The 19543-nt window shown below is 72.6% G+C and carries 20 protein-coding genes; 13 read left to right on the top strand and 7 right to left on the bottom strand.

What is annotated here, in order from left to right:
- Nucleotides 1-176: 176 nt before the first annotated feature.
- The 4 genes from DEJ27_RS02320 to DEJ27_RS02335 all read left to right on the top strand — a co-directional run bounded on the left by DEJ27_RS02320 (nucleotide 177) and on the right by DEJ27_RS02335 (nucleotide 6260).
- A complete protein-coding gene (locus DEJ27_RS02320; RefSeq protein ID WP_110858866.1) occupies nucleotides 177-776 on the top strand; it encodes a hypothetical protein in 600 nt (199 codons plus the stop codon).
- A 68-nt stretch (nucleotides 777-844) separates the two neighbouring features.
- Nucleotides 845-2035, top strand: coding sequence for a S24/S26 family peptidase (locus DEJ27_RS02325; protein ID WP_111090236.1), 1191 nt, complete (start codon nucleotides 845-847; stop codon nucleotides 2033-2035).
- A 71-nt stretch (nucleotides 2036-2106) separates the two neighbouring features.
- Entirely contained in the window at nucleotides 2107-3270 is a 1164-nt protein-coding gene (locus DEJ27_RS02330) for an exonuclease SbcCD subunit D (RefSeq protein WP_110858868.1), read from the top strand.
- Nucleotides 3270-6260 carry an AAA family ATPase gene (locus DEJ27_RS02335; RefSeq protein ID WP_111090237.1) on the top strand — a complete coding sequence of 997 codons (2991 nt, stop codon included), beginning with the start codon at nucleotides 3270-3272 and terminating at the stop codon, nucleotides 6258-6260. Before DEJ27_RS02330 ends, DEJ27_RS02335 begins: the two co-directional genes overlap by 1 nt.
- A gap of 17 nt (nucleotides 6261-6277) precedes the next feature.
- Here the strand turns inward: DEJ27_RS02335 and DEJ27_RS17645 are convergent, their stop codons facing one another.
- Together DEJ27_RS17645 and DEJ27_RS02340 are read right to left on the bottom strand one after the other, a co-directional pair.
- Nucleotides 6278-6454 carry a hypothetical protein gene (locus DEJ27_RS17645; RefSeq protein ID WP_181419972.1) on the bottom strand — a complete coding sequence of 59 codons (177 nt, stop codon included), beginning with the start codon at nucleotides 6452-6454 and terminating at the stop codon, nucleotides 6278-6280.
- Nucleotides 6451-7260 carry a class E sortase gene (locus DEJ27_RS02340; RefSeq protein ID WP_258369776.1) on the bottom strand — a complete coding sequence of 270 codons (810 nt, stop codon included), beginning with the start codon at nucleotides 7258-7260 and terminating at the stop codon, nucleotides 6451-6453. Before DEJ27_RS02340 ends, DEJ27_RS17645 begins: the two co-directional genes overlap by 4 nt.
- A 94-nt stretch (nucleotides 7261-7354) precedes the next feature.
- Between DEJ27_RS02340 and DEJ27_RS02345 the strand changes: the two genes are divergently transcribed.
- Nucleotides 7355-7813, top strand: a complete 459-nt coding sequence (locus DEJ27_RS02345) for a GNAT family acetyltransferase (protein WP_110858870.1) — start codon at nucleotides 7355-7357, stop codon at nucleotides 7811-7813.
- Between the two features lie 12 nt (nucleotides 7814-7825).
- On the opposite strand, the gene DEJ27_RS02350 is transcribed toward DEJ27_RS02345, so the two are convergent.
- Nucleotides 7826-8752 (bottom strand): EamA family transporter, encoded by a 927-nt coding sequence (locus DEJ27_RS02350; protein ID WP_146244639.1) that lies wholly within the window; start codon nucleotides 8750-8752, stop codon nucleotides 7826-7828.
- 36 nt (nucleotides 8753-8788) lie between these two features.
- Between DEJ27_RS02350 and DEJ27_RS02355 the strand changes: the two genes are divergently transcribed.
- From DEJ27_RS02355 to DEJ27_RS02380, 6 genes are all read left to right on the top strand, one after another.
- Nucleotides 8789-9937 (top strand): CPBP family intramembrane glutamic endopeptidase, encoded by a 1149-nt coding sequence (locus DEJ27_RS02355; RefSeq protein WP_146238483.1) that lies wholly within the window; start codon nucleotides 8789-8791, stop codon nucleotides 9935-9937.
- 9 nt (nucleotides 9938-9946) lie between these two features.
- Nucleotides 9947-11815 carry a DNA helicase RecQ gene (gene recQ, locus DEJ27_RS02360; protein ID WP_110858873.1) on the top strand — a complete coding sequence of 623 codons (1869 nt, stop codon included), beginning with the start codon at nucleotides 9947-9949 and terminating at the stop codon, nucleotides 11813-11815.
- Nucleotides 11816-11902: 87 nt separating this feature from the next.
- A complete protein-coding gene (locus DEJ27_RS02365) occupies nucleotides 11903-12649 on the top strand; it encodes a 1-acyl-sn-glycerol-3-phosphate acyltransferase (protein WP_027465061.1) in 747 nt (248 codons plus the stop codon).
- Nucleotides 12650-12784: 135 nt separating this feature from the next.
- Nucleotides 12785-13129: a hypothetical protein gene (locus DEJ27_RS02370; protein WP_110858874.1), complete on the top strand. Its 345-nt coding sequence runs from the start codon at nucleotides 12785-12787 to the stop codon at nucleotides 13127-13129.
- 352 nt (nucleotides 13130-13481) lie between these two features.
- Entirely contained in the window at nucleotides 13482-14096 is a 615-nt protein-coding gene (locus DEJ27_RS02375) for a M23 family metallopeptidase (RefSeq protein WP_220032914.1), read from the top strand.
- 73 nt (nucleotides 14097-14169) lie between these two features.
- On the top strand, nucleotides 14170-15006 hold the full coding sequence (locus DEJ27_RS02380; RefSeq protein WP_258369785.1) for an NAD(P)-dependent oxidoreductase: 837 nt from the start codon (nucleotides 14170-14172) through the stop codon (nucleotides 15004-15006).
- Nucleotides 15007-15015: 9 nt separating this feature from the next.
- Here the strand turns inward: DEJ27_RS02380 and DEJ27_RS02385 are convergent, their stop codons facing one another.
- Both DEJ27_RS02385 and DEJ27_RS02390 read right to left on the bottom strand, forming a co-directional pair.
- The gene (locus DEJ27_RS02385; protein ID WP_110858876.1) at nucleotides 15016-15219 is read right to left on the bottom strand and encodes a hypothetical protein; all 204 of its coding nucleotides are present in this window, start codon (nucleotides 15217-15219) and stop codon (nucleotides 15016-15018) included.
- A gap of 10 nt (nucleotides 15220-15229) precedes the next feature.
- Nucleotides 15230-15748, bottom strand: coding sequence for a MarR family winged helix-turn-helix transcriptional regulator (locus DEJ27_RS02390; protein ID WP_110858877.1), 519 nt, complete (start codon nucleotides 15746-15748; stop codon nucleotides 15230-15232).
- Nucleotides 15749-15878: 130 nt separating this feature from the next.
- On the opposite strand from DEJ27_RS02390, the gene DEJ27_RS02395 reads away from it, so the two are divergent.
- The gene (locus tag DEJ27_RS02395; protein ID WP_110858878.1) at nucleotides 15879-16772 is read left to right on the top strand and encodes an alpha-E domain-containing protein; all 894 of its coding nucleotides are present in this window, start codon (nucleotides 15879-15881) and stop codon (nucleotides 16770-16772) included.
- Nucleotides 16773-16940: 168 nt separating this feature from the next.
- Here the strand turns inward: DEJ27_RS02395 and DEJ27_RS02400 are convergent, their stop codons facing one another.
- Nucleotides 16941-18278 (bottom strand): MFS transporter, encoded by a 1338-nt coding sequence (locus DEJ27_RS02400; protein WP_181419961.1) that lies wholly within the window; start codon nucleotides 18276-18278, stop codon nucleotides 16941-16943.
- Nucleotides 18275-18685, bottom strand: coding sequence for a MarR family winged helix-turn-helix transcriptional regulator (locus DEJ27_RS02405; protein WP_110858879.1), 411 nt, complete (start codon nucleotides 18683-18685; stop codon nucleotides 18275-18277). The genes DEJ27_RS02400 and DEJ27_RS02405 overlap by 4 nt, the downstream gene beginning before the upstream one ends.
- Nucleotides 18686-18780: 95 nt before the next feature.
- Here DEJ27_RS02405 and DEJ27_RS02410 point away from each other — a divergent pair, with 95 nt between their 5' ends.
- A complete protein-coding gene (locus tag DEJ27_RS02410) occupies nucleotides 18781-19533 on the top strand; it encodes an SDR family NAD(P)-dependent oxidoreductase (protein WP_071406021.1) in 753 nt (250 codons plus the stop codon).
- Nucleotides 19534-19543: the final 10 nt, after the last annotated feature.

Raw genomic sequence — 19543 nt, forward strand, 5'->3', positions numbered from 1 at the left:
CAGTCAACAAGTAACTCACTCGTCAAGATACCCCCATCAGTGGGGACACCTCAGGTCTTGTGAGCTGCTCGAGGGCCAAGTAGCTTGATCGTCGTACCACCTCGGCACGTAGCGCGACCAACCACCGCGGGCCCGTCCGAACCACCGATCAGATCTCTTCCTCACGGAGTCCAACCATGTCTCGTGTCACGCCTCGTGCTGCCCGCCTCGCCGCCTGGATCGCCATCCCCGCCGCCCTCGTCGCCTCGGGGGTCGTCGTCTCGACGGCCTCGTACGCGGCCTTCTCCTCGACCACCGTCAACCCGACGAACAACTGGACGGCCGGCAGTGTCGCCCTGTCCGACGACGACAACAACACCGCGCTGTTCACGGCGAACAACCTGAAGCCCGGCTCGACCGGTGCGAACTGCATCGCGGTGACCTCGACCGGTTCGCTGCCCTCGGCCGTGAAGCTCTACGGCACGAACGTCTCGACCACGAAGGACCTGGCGGCGAACGTCAACCTGACCATCGAGCAGGGCACCGGCGGCGGCTTCGGCTCCTGCTCCGGTTTCACCCCGGCCGCCACGGGTGGCTCGCTCTACAGCGGCACCGTCGCGGGCTTCGGCGCCGCCTCGACCAACTACGCGACCGGCGTCGGCACCTGGGCCCCGACCGGCACCGCGTCCGAGACGCGCGTCTACCGCGTCACCTACACGGTCTCGAGCACCGCCCCGAACACCGTGCAGGGCGGCACCGCAGCCCTCGGCTTCACCTGGGAGGCCCAGAACAGCTGAGTCGGGACCGGGGCCGAACCAGCCCCGTCCGTTCCCTCCCCGCAACGCGCCCCCGGTCGAAGGCAGTCATGAGCAGCATCGCAGTGCACGGTGGTCCCGCACCGCACGCAGCGGTCCGTGACGCCGTCGACTGGGGGCGCGTCGTCGTCGCCACCCTCGCCCGGGGTGTGGTCGCGACGCTGCTCGGGCTCGCGCTCTGGGCGGCCGCGCCGGCGCTCATCGGGTGGCAACCGACCACCGTGATGACCGGCTCGATGGAGCCGCGGATCGTCCCCGGTGACGTGGTCGTCTCGCGTCCGGTCGGCTCGGGCGAGATCGCGACGGGCAAGGTCCTGCTGGCCGACGACCCGGATCAGCCGGACCACCTGCGCATGCACCGCTACGTCGAGGACGGCCCGCGCGGCACCATGGTCACGAAGGGCGACGCCAACCCCCAGCAGGACTCCACGCCGATCGAGCGCTCCGCCGTGCACGGCGTCGCCTTCCTGCGCATCCCGTTCATCGGGACGCCGATCCGGTGGATCAGCGCCGGGGAGTGGGGCCTGGTCGCGATGCTCGCGCTCGGCCTGACCGCGGTGCTCGCGCTCTGCACGATCGACGGGTCGCTCCGGCGGTTCGTCGAGGCCGACGACGACACCGACGGCGCAGCCGGTGATCCGGACGACGCGGCTGGTCCGGATGACGCCGCCGGTCCGGCAGACGGTGCCGAAGATGGCCGGGAGGCGCGGGACGGCACCGCCACGGGCCTCCAGACCGCTTCGTCCACCGTCCTCACCCGTCGCGCGTCGCGTCGACGAGCGCGTCGCGTGCGGCGGCTTCGCCGCGTCAGCGGGGGCGCCGCGGTGCTCGTGCTCGCTGCGGCCGCCGGCGTCCTGCTGCCCGGAGCGGCGGACGCGGCCCCGTGGTCACGGACCACCGTCGCACCGACGGCGACCTTCTCGGCGGGCACGGCGACCCCCGCCACCGCGCTGACCTGCACCCCGAACGGTGACGGCTCGGTCAACATCGGCTTCACGTACAACGGGCCGCCCGCGACGTCCTTCTCGGTGCTCAACACGAACGCGAACACGATCGCGGCGACCGGACCGGCGGGCAGCACGGCGCCGATCCGGGTCACGGGCAGCGGCATCCTGACCCTCGGTGCGGTCGTCACCGTGAAGATCCGCACCAACTGGGCAGGTTCCTGGCACGTTGACAGCACGGCGACAGCGCGCATCCAGACCGCGCTCGTCGGCACGAACCTGAGCTGCGCGAACTGACGCCTGATCCGTTGTCCACAGGGCACCGCGAGGTGTCCGGGGATGTCCCCGGCCGGCGTTACCGTGGCCGCATGCGGATCCTGCACACCGGCGACTGGCACCTCGGTCGCACACTGCTGGGTGCCGACCTGCTCGAGCACCAGGCCGCGTTCACCGACTGGCTCGTCGACCTCGCCCGCGAACGGGCGGTCGACCTCGTCGTCATCGCCGGCGACGTCTACGACCGCGCGATCCCGCCGGTGGACGCCGTCCGCATGCTCTCCCGCGTGCTCGAGCGCCTCGCCGAGACCACCACGGTGGTCCTCACGCCGGGCAACCACGACTCCGCCGCGCGGCTCGGCTTCGGGGCCGGCGTGATGGGGCAGCGCGTGCGCATCCTCGCCGAGCCCGGACACGTGGCCGATCCGGTGCTCGTGACCGACGAGGACGGCCCGGTGGCCGTGTACGGCATCCCGTACCTGCACCCCGACCTCACGCGGTACGCCCTGGCGGCGGTCCCCGACGAACCCCTCGCCCGCTCACACCACGCCGTCGTGCACGCCGCCACCGAACGGATCCGCGCCGACCTCGAGACGCGGGCCGGCACCCGGAGCGTCGTCGTCGCACACGCCTTCGTCGGGGGCGCCGACCCGAGCGACAGCGAGCAGGACATCCGCGTCGGCGGGGTCGACCGTGTGGCCGAGTCCGTGTTCGACGGGTTCGACTACGTCGCCCTCGGGCACCTGCACGGCCCGCAGCGCGTCGGCGACGACGACCGGATCCGGTACGCCGGGTCCCCGCTGGCGTTCTCGTTCGGCGAGCGGCACCAGCGGAAGTCCGTGACCATCGCCGACCTCGACGCGGTGGGTGCCGTCACTGTCGAGCTCGTACCGACCCCGGTGCCGCGGCGGCTCGTCGACGTCCGGGGCAGCATCGACGCCATCGAGTCCGGGGAGTTCCGGGCCGATGCCGACGCCTGGGTCCGCGTCGCGGTGACCGACACCGTGCACCCGGAACGCATGTACGCCCGCGTGAAGGACCTCTTCCCGCACGCCCTGGCGATCACGCACGAGCCGGCGGACCGGCCGGCCGCCACCGCCGCGCGGGCCGTCACCGCCACGTCCGACCCGGTCGAGGTCGCCGGCGACTTCGTGGCCTTCGCCACCGGCGGGTTGCCCGACGACGACGAACGGGCGGTGCTGACCGAGGCGTACGAGGCCGCGGCGTTCGCCCTGCAGCGCGAGGGGGACCGCTGATGTACCTGCACCGACTCGAACTGCGCGCCATCGGGCCGTACCCCGACCTCGTGACGATCGACTTCGCGGCGCTGGCCGCGTCCGGGGTCTTCCTGCTCGAGGGGCCGACCGGTTCCGGCAAGTCGACGATCATCGACGCCGTCGTGTTCGCCCTGTACGGCGGACTCGCCGGTTCCGACGCCAGTTCCGACCGGCTGCACAGCCAGCACGCCGACCCCGCGGTCGAACCGTTCGTCGAGCTCGTGTTCGAGACCGGTGCAGGCATGTTCCGGGTCCGGCGCACCCCGCAGTACGACCGCCCGAAGCAGCGGGGGACCGGCACGGTGAAGCAGCAGGCGTCCGTGCAGCTGTTCCGACTCGCCGCGCCCACCGACGTCGCCGGCGAACCCATGTCGTCCCGCATCCCCGAGGTCGGGGTCGAGATCGCCCGGATCGTCGGGCTCGACCGCGCGCAGTTCCTGCAGACCGTGGTGCTGCCGCAGGGTGAGTTCGCACGGTTCCTCCGCTCCCCGGGTGAAGACCGCCGGAAGCTCCTGCAGTCGCTGTTCGGCACCCAGGTCTACGACCGCACCGCCGACGAACTCGCCGCTCGCCGCCGAGCCGTGCAGGCCGAGGTCGAGGGAGCCGACGACCGCGTCCGCGACGCCCTGGCCCGGTTCGCGCAGGCGGCGGACCTCGCCGATGCCGACGAGTCCGTCGTCCCCGACACGGTGGCGTTCCTCCGCGCGACGGCCGACGCAGCCGGGGCAGCCCGGACGGCTGCGGCTGCCGCTGCGACGGCGGCGACCGAGCACGAACGATCGGTGACGGCCCGTGCGGCCGCCCTCGAGCGACGAGCGGCGCTGCTGCGGCGGCAGGCGCTCCTCGACGAAGACGCCCCGGCGATCGAGCAGGCACGGGCCGCGGTCGCGACGGCCGATCGCGCCGCCCGGGTCGCCGCGGTGGCCGACGGCCTCGACGCCGCAACCGTACGGGCGGACGACACCGCCGCGGCAGCGGCCCGGCTGCGCGACCAGCACGCGCTCTCCGCCGTCGACGCAGAGCAGATCGTCCGGCGCCGCGACACGCTGACCGACGCCCTGTCCGACGTCCGGCACCTCGTCGCGGTCGAGGCCGAAGCGGATGCCAGGCGCACCGCGATCGCCGAGGCCACCGCGACCGCATCGCGACTCACCGACGACCTCGCCGCCCTCGACACCGCGCTCGAGGCACGGCCGTCGGAACGAGCACGGATCGTCGAGGCCGCCCGGACCGCCTCGGCGACCGCTGCCGACGCCGACGCCGCCGCGCACGAGGTCGCTCGGGTGCAGTCGCTCCGTGCCGACCTGGCCGCGCGCGACCGCGCCGAGCAGCGCGTCGCCGATGCCGAACGCATCGTGACCGATGCCCGCCGTCGGGCCACCGAGGCGCTCGATGCCGAACGTTCCCTGCGCGAGCGCCGGATCGCCGGGCTCGCCGGAGAGCTCGGTGCCGCGCTGACCCCCGGCGACCCGTGCCCGGTCTGCGGGTCGACCGCGCACCCGTCGGTGGCCGCGCCGCAGGACGACCACCCGACGATCCAAGCGGTGGAGTCCGCGGGCGACGCCACGCGTCGGGCCGACCAGCAGCTCGCCGACGCCGCGGCCGACCTGGCCGTCGAACGTGCGGAGCACCTCCGACTGACCGGCGTCGTCGGCACGGTCGACACCATCGCCCTCGACGCGATGGCGGTGGCCGCCGACGAGCGGGTCCGAGCGGCGCACGACGCTGCGGCGCTGGTGCTGGAGCACGAGCGCGAGCGGACGGCGCACGACACCGCGACCCGGGCGCTCGAGCGTGAGCGGAACGATCTCGACGCCCGGCGCACGGTGCTCGCGTCAACCGCGGCCTCCGATGCCGAGCGGCTCGAGGCCGACCTGCGATCGGTGCACGAGGCGATCGACCGGCTCGGAGCACTGCTCGACAGCGACGACGGCAGCGCCCCTGTCTCGCTCCGTGCCGTGGTCGACGAGCTCGACGGGCGGCTGACGGTGCTCCGCGCCGTCGCCGAGGCCGACGACCGTGCGGCGGCCGCGGCCCGAGCCCGCGACGAGCGCAGCGCCGAGGTGGCCCGGGTCCTCGACGTGCAGGCCTTCCCCGACGTCGATGCCGCACGCGCCGGCTTGCTCGACCCCGACACCGTCGCGCGCTTCCGCAGCAGCATCAGCGCAGCCGAGGCCGAACGCGCCGTCGTGCGGGCAGGGCTCGACGACCCCGCGGTGGTGCAGGCCGCCGACGACGATCCGGAGCAGCTCGACGTGCCGGCGGCGCAGGCCGAACGGGTCCGCGCGACGGCCGAGCTCGACGAAGCCATCCGGCTCGCGGTGACCGCAGCGCACCGCGCCGAGGCCGTCGAGCAGTGTGCGACCGAGGTCGACCGCACCGTCCGTGCGCGACAGGAGACCTCGGCCCGCAGCCGCGCCGTCGTCCGGCTCGCCGACGTCGCGAACGGCGTGGCTTCGGTCAACCCGACAGGCATCACGCTCGGCACCTACGTGCTCATGCGGCGCTTCGAGGACGTCGTGGCGGCGGCGAACGACCGGTTGCGCGGCATGCTCGCCGGGCGGTTCACCATCGAGACCTCCGACGAACGGGAATCCGGGTCACGGTCGCGACGGACGGGGCTCGCCCTCGCCGTGCACGACCACACGACCGACACCGTCCGTGACCCCCGCAGCCTGTCGGGCGGCGAGACGTTCACCGTGTCACTGTGCCTGGCGCTCGGGCTGGCCGACGTCGTGCAGGCCGAGGCCGGCGGGGTGTCGCTCGGCACGCTCTTCGTCGACGAGGGGTTCGGCACACTCGACCCCGAGACCCTCGACGACGTCATCGGGCAGCTGTCCCGACTGACCGCGGGCGGGCGACAGGTCGGGATCGTCAGCCACGTCGAAGAACTCAAGCAGCGGATCCCGGAGCGGATCGCCGTGCGCCGCACCCCGACCGGCGGGTCGCGGGTGACGACCACGGTCTGACCAGACCAGACCAGACGCTACGGGGTCGGCGTGGCCCCCACCGTGCCGTCCGGCGGCGGCAGGATGTCCGCTGCGATCCACGGGAACACCCACTGGAACAGCACGAACACGATCGCCGCGAGCAGGACCAGCAGCTCGAGCACCTTCAGGGCGGTGGGGCCGGGCAGCAGCCGCCAGACCAGGGGGAAGATCACTTGGCCGTCTCCGAGAGTTCCTTCGGGGTGCCCTCGGACGCGGGCATCCAGTAGTCGAGCTTCGCGTGCGTCACGTACCGCTCCGCCGCCGACCACATCGGGTGGCAGGCGGTCAGCGTGAGCCAGCGGTCCTGGGCGGTCGGTTCCACGCCGGGCTTGTTCGGCACCGGCGCGATCGTCTCGATCTTGTCGGGCGTGACGATCTGGCTGTCGGTGACCTTGTAGACGTACCAGACGTCGAACTTCGTCTTCGCGTCGGTGACCCGGACCACGACCGAGTCGCCCTTCTTCAGCTCCGCGATCTGGTTGAGGGGTTTGCCGTAGGTGACCCGGTGTCCGGCGACGGCGAAGTTGCCGGGTGCACCGGGCATCGCGGTGCCCTGGTAGTGCCCGAGCCCGATGGTGTTGAGGACCTTCTCACGATCCGTGCCCTCGCCGATCGGCCGGTTGTAGTCGTTGCCGAACCGGGGGATCTGCATCGTCCCGAACACGTCCGACAACGCCGGCGGTTCGTCCAGCACGGGTGCGGTGCCGCGGTGCTCGGTGCCCTCGACCTTCGGGGTCTTGACCTGGTCGAGGCCCTGCACGAGCTTCGTCTGCTCGTTCACGGCGACCACGTCGGTCCACCACGCCGTCCACACGACGTACAGGCCGGTGCCGGCGCCCGCGATGATGAGCAACTCGGCGATGAGCGACACGATCGCGCCGCCGACCGTCTGGCGTCTGCGCGGGGAACGCCGGGACCGCGAGCCGGCTTCGTCGTCCCGTGCGCTGCGGCGCGACGGGATGGTGTCGTGTGCGGTCACGGGGCTCCTGATCGGCTGGGTGGTCGGACAGGTCTATCAGATCACGACGACAGGCCGGTGACGACGTTCTCCCCACCCCCGTTAACGTGGGGGCATGGAGTACCGGATCCGCCCCTTCCGCACCGAGGACACCGACGCGGTCGTCGCACTGTGGGAATCCTGCGGGCTCGTCCGCCCCTGGAACGACCCCCGGCGCGACATCGAGCGCAAGCTGACCGTCCAGCCCGAGCTCTTCCTGGTCGCCGAGCCGGACGGCACCGACGGCGATGACACAGACACCGCCGACACCGACGTGGTCGCCGCGGGCATGGCCGGCTTCGACGGGCACCGCGGCTGGGTGAACTACCTCGCCGTGCGCCCGGACCTGCAGGGCTCCGGCCTCGGTCGCACCCTGATGGCCGAGTTCGAGCGGCTCCTGACCGACCTCGGCTGCCCGAAGCTCAACCTGCAGGTGCGTGCGGGCAACGAGCAGGTGCTCGGGTTCTACGCGTCCCTCGGCTACACCGACGACCGCACGGTCTCGCTCGGCAAGCGCCTCATCCCCGACGCCTGACCGCGCCGCGCGCTACGCCAGCGCCAGCGCCACCGACGCGACGAACGCCAGCACGATGCCGATCCACTGCTGCGCGGTCAACCGTTCCCGGAGCACCACGCCGGCCAGCACCACCGTGCCGATCGGGTAGAGCGCGTTGAGCACACTCACGACGGGCAGGGTCGCCGGGTCGTCGCTGCTGTGCAGCCCCGCCTGGATGAAGACGTTCGCCATGGCGTCGAAGACGCCGCACACGGCCACGGTGACCAGCAGCCGCGGACCCCATGCGCGACCCGACCGAGGCTCGCGGACGGCGGCAGCCCCGTCGGAGCGGGCCGTCGCCGTCGGGGCGTGCACCGGGCCTCCCGTCCGGAGCACGACGACGATCGCCGCCGCGCCCAGCAGCACCGCCTGCAGCACCCGCGCGACCACGAGGGGTGCGACGCCCGAGTCCGACGGCGTCATGTCGTAGGCCAGCACGATCCCGCCGAAGCCGCACCCGGCGACGGCGGCGGCGACCACGCCTCGGGCGGTCAGCCGTGCGCCCGAGGCGTTCCGGACCACCGCGACCAGGACCACCGCGACGACCGCGACCACGAGCGCCCCGGTGGCCACCGGTGACAGCACCGTGCCGCGGAGCACCGCGACGAGCACCGGCACGACGGCTGCGAACACGGCGGTGACGGGGGAGAGCACGCTCATCGGCCCGATCGCGAGTGCCGCGTAGAGCAGCAGCACCCCGACGCCGCCCGAGAGCCCCGCGACCGCACCCCAGACCGCGGCCGGCCACGAGAACACGCCACCGAGGACCAATAGGCCGACCAGCAACGGGACGACCCCGATCGCGGCCGCCACCGCGGCGACGACGACCGGCCGGACCCGGCGCGAGGCGAGGCCGCCCAGGAAGTCGGCGAACCCGTAGACGATCGCGCCGGACAGGCCGAACAGGACGGTGAGCACGGCTCCCATCCTGCCCCGCGCGGTAGCCTGCGGTGCGTGAGTGTTCCCTACCAGCGCCTGCCCCGGATCGACGCGCGCTGGAGGTGGTGGCGGCCGCTCGTGGCGCTCGCGTTCCTGGCGGGGTGGTACCTCGTGTCGCAGATCCTGATCACGGTCGCCTACTTCATCCCGGTCGCCGCGGTCGGGGGTGCGTCCGGGCTGTACGGCCTGCTCGACGACCTGCAGAGCGGTGCCCTCGACCCGACCGATCCGTTGACCCTCTCGCTGACCCTGGTGTCGCTCGTGGTCCTGCTGCCGGGGATCCTGCTCGCCGTGAAGATCGCGCGGATCGGACCGGCCGGCATCCTGTCGTCGACGCGCTTCCGGGTCCGGTGGGCCTGGACGGCGTGGTGTCTGCTGCCGACGCTCGTCATCGCCGCGGTCATGTTCGTCGTCCAGACCGGCCTGTTCTGGGACGGCGGGATGATCACGACCGACGGCGGCTTCGCCTGGAACCACGACGCGATCGGCCAGTCGACGGTCTCCCTCGGCACCCTCACCCTGACGATCGTCCTCGTCGTCCTGCTCGTCCCGTTCCAGGGCGCTGCCGAGGAGTACATCTTCCGCGGCTTCCTCATGCAGACCGTCGCGTCGTGGATCCCGCGTCGCGTCGGCACGATCATCGCCGTGGCGGTCTCGACGGTCGTCTTCGCGGTGCTGCACATCCCGAACGGCTACAACGTCTGGGGCATCCTCGACGTCGGCTCGTTCGGCCTGATCGCGGCGATCATCGTCCTCCGGACCGGCGGGCTCGAGGCCACGGTCCTGCAGCACGCCTTCAACAACATCATGATCTTCGTGCTGCAGGCGCCCGGTTGGTCGAAGGTCGACCTGACCTCGTCGGACGCGAACGGCACGTGGCAGGGGACCCTCGTCACCCTCGGCACGTCGCTCGCGTTCTGGGCCATGGTCGAGTTCCTGGCGTGGTGGCGGAAGCTGGACCGCCGGTTCGCCGGGCACGAGGCACCCCGGTTCCGCGGTGTGACCCCGGCCTGGGCGAGCGGCGTTCGCTGGACCCGGCCTGGAGGCACGGGCTGGGCGACCACGCCGGCCCGCGCCGACGACGTGGCCGGTTCCGACCACCGTGCCGACTCCGGCACGGACGGTGCTGTGGACAGTGCGGTGGGTGTCGCCGGTCGCCCGTAGGCTCGTGGCATGAGCACCACGCCCGCGCCCGCTGCCGTGTCTGCTCCCGCTGCCGTGTCCGCACCCCGTGCCGCTGCGCTCGACGTGCTGCACCGCGTGTGGGGCTACGACGCCTTCCGTGGTGAGCAGGCGGCCATCATCGACCAGGTGGTGGCCGGTGGCGACGCCCTCGTGCTCATGCCGACCGGTGGCGGCAAGTCCCTGTGCTACCAGGTGCCCTCGCTCGTCCGTGACGGCGTCGGGGTCGTGGTGTCGCCGCTCATCGCCCTCATGCAGGACCAGGTCGACGCCCTGGCGGCGAACGGGGTCCGGGCCGCGTTCCTCAACTCCACGCAGGGCCCCGACGAACGGTCCCGGGTCGAGCGTGCCGTGGTGCAGGGCGAGGTCGACATGCTCTACCTCGCGCCCGAACGGCTCCGGCTCGAGTCCACCCGAGCGCTCCTCGACCGGGCGCGCGTCTCGCTGTTCGCCATCGACGAGGCACACTGCGTCGCCCAGTGGGGTCACGACTTCCGCCCGGACTACCTCGAGCTGAGCGTCCTGCACGAGCGGTGGCCGACGGTGCCGCGCATCGCCCTGACCGCCACCGCGACGCCGCAGACCCACCGCGAGATCTCCGCCCGGCTCGGCCTCGACGACGCCGCGCACTTCGTCGCCGACTTCGACCGGCCGAACATCCAGTACCGCATCGAGCCGAAGACCGGCGCGCTGCAGCAGCTGCTCACCTTCATCCGCACGGAGCACAGCGGCGACGCCGGCATCGTGTACTGCCTGTCCCGCAACTCCGTCGAGCGCACCGCGACGGCCCTGGCCGAGCAGGGGATCAACGCCCTGCCGTACCACGCGGGCCTCGACGCCCGGGTGCGTGCCCGCAACCAGTCGACGTTCCTGCGCGAGGACGGTGTCGTCATGGTGGCGACCATCGCGTTCGGCATGGGCATCGACAAGCCCGACGTCCGGTTCGTGGCGCACCTCGACCTGCCGAAGTCGGTCGAGGGGTACTACCAGGAAACGGGCCGTGCGGGTCGTGACGGGCTGCCGGCCACCGCGTGGCTCGCGTACGGCCTGAACGACGTCGTGCAGCAGCGGCGGATGATCGACCAGTCCGAGGGCGACGCAGCACACCGTCGACAGCTCAGCGCCCACCTCGACGCCATGCTCAGCCTGTGCGAGACGATCGAGTGCCGCCGGGTGCGGCTGCTCGCGTACTTCGGGCAGGAGAGCACGGCGTGCGGCAACTGCGACACGTGCATCGCGCCGCCGGAGTCGTGGGACGGCACGGTCCCCGCGCAGAAGCTGCTGTCCACCGTCGTGCGGCTCGAGCGTGAGCGTCGCCAGCGGTACGGCGTGGCGCACCTCGTCGACATCCTGATCGGCAAGCGGTCGCCCCGCGTGCAGGAGCTGCAGCACGACACCCTGGCGACCTTCGGCATCGGCGCCGACCTGTCCGAGGCCGAGTGGCGGGCGGTCGCCCGACAGGTGCTGGCCCAGGGCTACGCGGCGGTGTCGGGCGACGGCTTCGGCACCGTCGTCCTCAGTCCCACGAGCGCCGAGGTCCTGACGGGCAAGGTGCAGGTGCGGATGCGTCGCGACCCGGTCAAGGCGCCGCGCGCCGGCCGCAGCAGTCGACGGACGGTTGTCACCGACATGCCGCAGGAAGCGGTCGGCCTGTTCGAGGCCCTTCGTGCCTGGCGTGCTGCCGAGGCTCGCGAGCAGGGCGTCCCCGCGTACGTGGTGTTCAACGACGCGACACTCCGGGGCATCTCCGCCGTCCGCCCCGCCGACGTCGACCAGCTCGGCGAGATCTCCGGCGTCGGCGCAGCGAAGCTCGAGCGGTACGGGCGCGCGGTCCTCGACGTCGTCGCGGCGGCCGACTGACGCTCTGCCGCCACTGCATGCCGTTCCGGGCATGTGCCCTCCGCGCGCCTCATTACACTCGGTAGCTCGTCACCACGAGGAGGTCCGGTGTCCGGTTCGACGAAGTTCGCCACCGTGCTCAGTCGCGCGGTGGTGACCCCGCTCGCCCGGTTGCTGTGGCGCCCGAAGATCATCGGTCGTCGGAACGTCCCGAAGCGCGGCCCGGTGATCCTCGCGAGCAACCACCGCTCGTTCATCGACTCGCCCGCGATCACGCTCATGGCGCCGCGCAAGGTGTCGTTCCTGGCGAAGCAGGAGTACTTCACGGGTTCGGGTCTCAAGGGAGCCGTCTCGCGGGCGTTCTTCGGTGGCATCGGCGCCATCGGGGTCGAGCGTGGCGCGGGTGCGGCGGCCCAGCAGGCCCTCGACCTCGGGCTGGCACGCCTGCAGGAGGGCGAGGCGTTCGCGATCTACCCGGAGGGCACGCGCTCGCTCGACGGCCGGATCTACAAGGGCCGCACGGGCGTGGCATGGCTGGCGCTGACGAGCGGCGCCCCCGTGGTGCCCGTCGCGCTCACGGGCACCGAGGACGTGCAGCCGGTCGGGTCCCGGCTGCCGAAGCTCGCCCGCGTGACGATCGAGTTCGGGCAGCCGATCGACCTGTCGTCCTTCGGCGAGGCGTCGTCCGGTCGTGCTCGGCGCCACGCGACCGATGCGGTGATGGCGGCGATCCAGGAGCTCAGCGGCCAGGAGCCGGCGAACGCCTACAACAACCCGCCGGCGACGATCGTGGAACGGGTCCGTCGTGCGCTGCAGCCGGACGACCCGACCGCGGCTGCCGTCGACCCGGACTGACCACCGCGACTGTCCGGTCACTATTGCAAATCTGAAATATCGATGGTTGAATGGCGGACGTGCCGCTCGGCACGCCGCCATCGCCGGTCGCCCGAGAACGACCAGCCACGACATCCAGATCGGACCATCCGCAGCATGTCCTCCACCCCGCTCTTCGACTCCATCGCCCAGCGCCGCGATCAGGCCGACGCGCCGCACTCCACCCCGTCGCCGGCGCTCGCCGTCGTGACCCCGGCACCGACCTCACCGATTTCCGCGCCCGTCCGCCCGGGTGACTCCACGCTGGTGCCGGCCGCCCTCGTCGCCGCGATCGACGAGATCCCGGTGCGGGTGGCATCGGCCCTCGTGACCGAGGTCACGATCCGTCCCGAGCACCTCGTCCTGGTCGAGACCGTCGCCGACGCGATCACCCGCGCGGTCGTCGACGCCGTCGTGTGCGAGCTGGACCGGATCGCCCGTGACGGCGTCGTCCGCGTCTGACCGGGCCGGTCACCGCACGATGACGACCCTCGACGACGGTCTGCCCCGGCGCCCGCGCGGAGCCGAGCGCCGCACCGCCGACCGACCGACCGCGCCCCCGCTGCGCCGTGCACGGCACGCTGCGCAGCCGCGGCCCCTCCGAGCCGCCGGGGTGGCGGTGCCCCCTCCCGTCACCCCGGCTTCCACCCGGCCCATCCGGCCCATCCGGCCCATCCGGCCCACGCGGGCCGCACAGCCGACTCGGCCCACGCAGGCCGCGCAGCCGACCCGGGTCGCGCAGCCGGCCGCTCCCGCGCGCCGCCGCCTCCCGCCCTTCCGGATCCCCGCCCGGCGGACACTGCCCGCCGCGGCGGTGACCGCCGTCACGTGCCTGTTCATCGCGGTCGGCTCCCCGCAGACCGCCGTCGCCGCTCCGGCCGCTCCGGAACCCACGTCGGCATCCGCCGGCATGCAGCACTTCGTCGCCGACGGTTCGACCGGGCCGACCGCCGGCCGCGACGACTTCTCGGTGGGTCGTGCTGCGGCAGCCCTCCGGGTTCCCGGTGGCTCGGGCCCGACCGGTGGAGCCGTCCGCCCCACGGCCGGTGCGATCCCGGACGCCGGAGCCTTCGGCTCCCGCTGGGTCGTCGGCTGCGCGGCCTGCTCGTCGAACCACCAGGGGGTCGACTTCGCCACGGCCATCGGGACCCCGGTCGTCGCCGCGCTGCCCGGCCGGGTCGTCTCGGCGGGTGTGCTCGGTGGCTACGGCAACCAGGTCCTCCTGCGGCACGCCGACGGCACCGCGACGCGGTACGGGCACCTGTCGGCGATCGACGTCCGCCCCGGCCAGGTCCTCCGCGTGGGGGAGTGGCTCGGGGCCGTCGGCAACACAGGGGTCTCGACCGGCGCCCACCTGCACTTCGAGGTCATCGTGGCCGGCACCCCGATCGACCCGGCCGCCTGGCTGCGGGCTCGCGGGCTCCTCTGACGGCGTCGGGCGTAGCGTCGGGACGGTCGCGGCACGGAGCCGCGCCAGGACGGAGACGCACGTGCGAGTGACGGTGTTGGGGACGGGTGCGATGGGCGCCGGCGTGGCTGGATCACTGCTCCGCGACGGCCACGAGGTGACGGTCTGGAACCGGAGTGCCGACAAGGCCGCACCCCTGGGCGACCGCGGCGCGACGGTGGCGAGCGACCCGGGCAGTGCCGTCGAGCACGCCGAGGTCGTCCTGCTCACCCTGTTCGACACCGATGCGGTCGTCGACGTCCTCGAGCAGGCCGCCGGTGACGCCCCAACCGACGCCGTGTGGGTGCAGGCCTCGACGATCGGCGTCGACGGCACCGCGACGGTCGTGCAACTGGCCGAGAAGTACGGCATCACCCTGGTCGAGGCGATGATGCTCGGCACGAAGGCCCCCGCCGAACAGGGCAAGCTCACGATGCTCGCGGCCGGCCCGGCAGACCTGCTCGACCGTGTCGACCCCGTGCTCGACGCGATCGGCGCGAAGACCGTCCGCGCCGGCGACCAGGTCGGCGACGGCACCGCACTCAAGCTCGCCGCCAACGCCTGGATCGCGTCGATCACCGCGGCGACCGGGCAGTCCCTGGCTCTCGCGGCGGCGCTCGGGCTCGACCCCGCGCTGTTCCTGCAGGCCATCGAGGGCAGTGCGAGCGACTCCGCCTACGCCCACACCAAGGGTGCCGCGATGATCGCCCGCGAGTTCCCCGCGCAGTTCGCACTCGACGGCCTGCGGAAGGACATCGGGCTCATCACCGATGCCGCCGGGACCGCAGGGGTGTCCACCACGCTGCTCGAGGCACTCGGGCGCGTCTACGCCGATGCCAGCGCAGCCGGGCACGGGGGCGACGACATCGCCGCGGTCGGCACCGCGTTCTGACGGGGGCGGTCAGCCCCGGCGGAACAGCCGCCGCAGGCGCTTCGTGAGCCGCCCCACGGCCTCGTCGTTCATGGTGTTGGCGAGGTCGAACGCCTCACCGGCCGGATCGGACCCGGCCTGGATGCGTCGGAGTGCGGCGTCGGCACGGGCCCGCGAGTCGAGCTCGGCGAACGGCATGTCGTCCTCGGGGTGGTGCTCGCCGCGAGGGTCCATGCGGTCCAGGCTACGCGCGACGGGAGTGGTCCGACCCGGCGTCGAGTTCGTCCACGACGCGGACCATCTCGTCCAGGAAGTCCACGACCACGGCCATCTCGTTGCTCGGCAGGTGCTCGGTGACCTCGAGCGCGCGGGCGTCGAGCTCCTCGATGACCCGGAGCGCGTGCCGCATCGAGGTGCCGGTGGCGGTGAGGATCACGCCACGGCGGTCGTTCGGGTCGGCGTGCCGTTCGACGTGGCCGCTGCGGACGAGCCGGTCGACGAGCGCCGACGTCGACGCCGCCGTGATCTCGAGCCGCTCGGCGAGGTCCTTCGCGTTGACTGTGCGGCCGTCGTGCTCGGCGTCGATCAGGAACCGGAGCGCCAGCAGTGCGTTCTCGCCGATCCCCAGTGCCTCGCGCGCTCGGCGCTGGGCAGCGCTCTCGGCCGTTCGGTACCGCCGCAGGGCGTTGAGGACGTCCACGGCGGAGACCGCGGAGTCCTCGTACCAGTACCCCGCGGTGCTGGTCATCACCTCGGACGTCATGCCCCAATGCTAGACGCTCTAGTTAGTTTGTCTAGCGAGCGCGGAGACGGGACACTGCAACACCCGTGACGCGGTTCTGTAACACCCCGGCAACGCCGGCTCGTTAGGTTCTCGACATGCAGGAGCAGCCGTGCTGAGCCGCCTCGCGGGGAACGTCTTCCACGTGGGGAGCGCGGTGGAGCGCACCGACGTCGTCGCACGGTTGCTCGACGTCTACGTCGCTCGCCGAGAACCAGGCACCCTGGACGACGACCGGCTCGTGTCCACCGAGCTCCGCAGCGTCATCGGGACCACCGGCCCCGCGAACGACCCGGACCGCGCCGCCACCGTCGACGCCCTCGCGCTCGACCGGCACGAGCCCGCGTCCATCGCTGCAGCGGTCGCCGTCGCCCGCGACCACGCACGCCGTGCCCGCGAGGTCGTCTCGAGCGAGCTCTGGGACTGCCTCGACGTGACGCGGTCGAGGATGCCCCGGAAGATCGCCCCCGACCGTGCGCACGAGTTCCTCGGCTGGGTGCGGGAGCGCAGTGCCCTCGCCATCGGGGTGGTCGAGGGGGACGCCAGCCGTGACGAGGTGTGGGAGTTCTTCACCCTCGGACGATCACTCACCCGCTGTGCCTCCACCGCACGGCTGCTGGCGTCGCGGCTGCTCGAGCCGGACGCGGTCACCTCGTGGACGGCGGCGCTCCGGGCGTGCGGCGCGGGCGAGGCCTTCCTGCGCGGACGCGACCACCATCCGGTGCCGTCCGACGCTGCCGCCTTCCTGCTCCTCGACGCACACAGCCCACGGTCGTTGCGCTTCACCGTGCACCGCGCGGCCGAGTGCCTGGCCGACGTCGCCCCGTCCTGCGTCGCGGACGAGGTCGCCGGGTTCGACGAGGTCCGCGCCCTGCTCGACGGCATCCCCGAGGAGTCGGCGCTCGCCGTGGCGGGCGACGTCGGGCAACGGCTGGCGGTGGCTGCCGACCGCGTCGCCGCGGCCCTCGACGAGCGGGTCTTCGCGTCGTCCGCACCCGTGCTCTGACCGACGGCGCGCGGGCCCGGAACGGGGTCGGTCCGTGCCTCGCGACCGCGGCCGTGGGCGGGGGTGGCGTCGGACGGGAGGCCCGTGGCGGCGCCGTTGCGGGCCTCCCGTCCGACGGCCGGTGTGTCACGGGCCGTCAGCCGACGGACAGGTCGACCCGTCGGTCCGTCAGACGGAGCTGGAGCGGTCGGCGAGCGTCTCGTCGCGTTCCAGCTCGCGGCGGAGCGCCGCGCGTGAGCCGACCACCGGCACGGCGTGCGTGATCGCCAGGTGCAGCCGTGAGTCGGCGTCGTAGCGCAACCGGACCCGCTGGTACCGGACGAGCCAGACGAGCGCGATCCCGAGTGCGACGAAGCCCGAGGCCGCGCCGACCACGATCGCCCAGCGTGGGCCGAAGGCGTCGGCGACGGCACCGACGAGCGGGGCGCCGATGGGGGTGCCGCCCGCGAAGATCGCCATGTAGAGCGCCATCACGCGGCCGCGCATCGCGGGCTTCGTCGTGGTCTGCACCAGGGCGTTCGCCGTGGTCATGAAGGTCAGGGACGCGAGCCCGACGAACACCAGCACGATCGCGAAGGTCCAGTACGTCGGGGCGAGGGCCGCGGCGGTGCACGCGAGCCCGAACCCGCCGGCGGCGAGCACGAGGGTGCGCATCCGCGGCCTGTCCCGGCGGGCGGACAGCAGCGCGCCGAGCACCGAGCCGACCGCCATCACCGAGTTGAGCAGCCCGAACTCGCCGGCGCCCTGGTGGAACTCGACCCGCGCCATCGTCGAGGTGAAGATCGGGAAGTTCACGCCGAACGTGCCGACGACGAAGATCATGCAGAGCACGACGACGATGTCCGGCCGGGTGCGGACGTACCGGAAGCCGGCCACGATCTGCCCCTTGCCGCGGCCCGCCCGGACCCGTTCGGCGAGCTGGGCGGGGTCGACGAAGCGGAGTGCGAGCAGGACCGCCAGGAACGACCCGGCATTGATGACGAACACCCATCCGGAGCCGATCGCCGCGATGAGCACCCCGGCGACCGCGGGGCCGATCAGGCGTGCGGCGTTGAACGACGCGGAGTTCAGGGCGACGGCGTTCGAGACGTCCTCGCCCTGCACGACGTCGGAGACGAAGGCCTGCCGGATCGGGGCGTCGAACGCGGCGACGATGCCGAGTGCCAGGGCGAAGCCGTACAGCGCGAGCAGGGTGGCGGTGTGCGTGAGGACCATGACGCCGAGTCCCAGCCCGAGCAGCCCCATCAGGCCCTGGGTGAGCATGAGCATCTTCCGGCGGTCGAACCGGTCGGCGGCGAGCCCGGTGAGCGGCAGGAGCAGCAGCTGGGGGCCGAACTGCAGGGCCATCGTGATGCCCACCGCGACGGCGTCGTCGTCGGAGAGCTGGGTCAGCACGATCCAGTCCTGGGCGGTGCGCTGCATCCAGGTGCCGACGTTCGACACCAGGGCCCCGGCGAACCAGATCCGGTAGTTGCGTCCGGCGAGGGAGCGGAACATGGCGGTCACTGCTGGGCCAGCCTCCTCATGATCTCGGTGGCGTCGGCGAGGGTGCTCCGCTCGTCGGCGGTGAGCGCTGCGAGTCGGGGGGTGAGCCAGCCGTCGCGGCGGCGTCGGGTCTCCTCGACGAAGGCGGCCCCGGCGGGTGTCGCACCGAGCAGCACCTTGCGGCGGTCGTCCCCGTGCCCGCACTTCGACACCAGGCCCCGCTCGACCAGCACCGCGACGGTCTTCGTCATCGAGGGCGGGGTCACGCCGTCCTGTCGGCTCAGGTCGGCCAGGGTCATGGCGCCGTCGCGGTGCAGCCGGGCGAGGGCCGAGAACTGCGCGTCCGTGACGCTCGTGTCGGCCTTCTGGGCACGGAGTGTGCGGGACAGCCGGTTCACCGCGATGCGGAGGTCGGTGGCGTCGGTCATCGATCGTTAGCCTATCTCATTAGTTCAGCGAACGAACTTGATTTCGGGTGTACCGTGGTCTTAGACAACACGTGTTGCCGAGAGAGAAGGAGAACATGTCCGAGTTCGAGGGCAAGGTCGCCGTCGTCACCGGTGGTGGCAGCGGCATCGGCGAATCCGTCGCGAAGGAGCTCGCCGCGGCGGGCGCCACGGTGGTCGTCGCCGACATCAACCTGGCGGGCGCCGAGCGCGTCGCCGCGTCGATCGTGGAGGCCGGTGGCACCGCCCGCGCGTTCGAGGCGAACTCCGCGGTCGCCGCGGACAACGAGCGCATGGTGCAGTTCGCGGTCGACACGTTCGGCGCGCTGCACCTGGCCGTGAACAACGCCGGCATCGGCGCAGCACCGCAGCCGATCGGCGAGTACGACATCGCCGCCTGGGACCGCGTCCGTGCGGTCGACCTGGACGGCGTCTTCTACGGGCTGCGCTACGAGATCCCCGCGATGGTGGCTGCCGGCGGTGGCGCGATCGTGAACATGGCGTCGGTGCTCGGCACGGTCGGCATGGCGCAGAACGCGGCCTACGTCGCCTCGAAGCACGCGCTCGCCGGGCTGACCAAGGTCGCCGCGCTGGAGTACTCGTCGCAGGGCGTCCGCACGAACGCCGTGGGCCCCGGGTTCATCGACACCCCGCTGCTCCGCAAGTCGCTCTCGCCCGAGGCCATCGCGGCACTCGAGGACGAGCACGCCTCGAAGCGGCTCGGCACCGACGCCGAGGTCGCCGCGCTCGTGCTGTTCCTGCTGAGCGACAAGGCCTCGTTCATCACGGGCAGCTACCACCTGGTGGACGGCGGCTACTCCGCCCACTGACGGCTCGGTG

The sequence above is a fragment of the Curtobacterium sp. MCPF17_018 genome, from assembly GCF_003234135.1.
GTDB lineage: Bacteria > Actinomycetota > Actinomycetes > Actinomycetales > Microbacteriaceae > Curtobacterium > Curtobacterium flaccumfaciens.

What these genes read in the sequence shown, in the direction of transcription:
- DEJ27_RS02390 (WP_110858877.1), bottom strand. Translation starts at nt 15,748, where the DNA reads ATGACGTCCGAGGTGATGACCAGCACCGCGGGGTACTGGTACGAGGAC.
- DEJ27_RS02385 (WP_110858876.1), bottom strand. Translation starts at nt 15,219, where the DNA reads ATGGACCCTCGCGGCGAGCACCACCCCGAGGACGACATGCCGTTCGCC.
- DEJ27_RS02345 (WP_110858870.1), top strand. Translation starts at nt 7,355, where the DNA reads ATGGAGTACCGGATCCGCCCCTTCCGCACCGAGGACACCGACGCGGTC.
- DEJ27_RS02325 (WP_111090236.1), top strand. Translation starts at nt 845, where the DNA reads ATGAGCAGCATCGCAGTGCACGGTGGTCCCGCACCGCACGCAGCGGTC.
- DEJ27_RS02330 (WP_110858868.1), top strand. Translation starts at nt 2,107, where the DNA reads ATGCGGATCCTGCACACCGGCGACTGGCACCTCGGTCGCACACTGCTG.
- DEJ27_RS02370 (WP_110858874.1), top strand. Translation starts at nt 12,785, where the DNA reads ATGTCCTCCACCCCGCTCTTCGACTCCATCGCCCAGCGCCGCGATCAG.
- DEJ27_RS02320 (WP_110858866.1), top strand. Translation starts at nt 177, where the DNA reads ATGTCTCGTGTCACGCCTCGTGCTGCCCGCCTCGCCGCCTGGATCGCC.
- DEJ27_RS02405 (WP_110858879.1), bottom strand. Translation starts at nt 18,685, where the DNA reads ATGACCGACGCCACCGACCTCCGCATCGCGGTGAACCGGCTGTCCCGC.
- DEJ27_RS02335 (WP_111090237.1), top strand. Translation starts at nt 3,270, where the DNA reads ATGTACCTGCACCGACTCGAACTGCGCGCCATCGGGCCGTACCCCGAC.
- DEJ27_RS02410 (WP_071406021.1), top strand. Translation starts at nt 18,781, where the DNA reads ATGTCCGAGTTCGAGGGCAAGGTCGCCGTCGTCACCGGTGGTGGCAGC.
- recQ (WP_110858873.1), top strand. Translation starts at nt 9,947, where the DNA reads ATGAGCACCACGCCCGCGCCCGCTGCCGTGTCTGCTCCCGCTGCCGTG.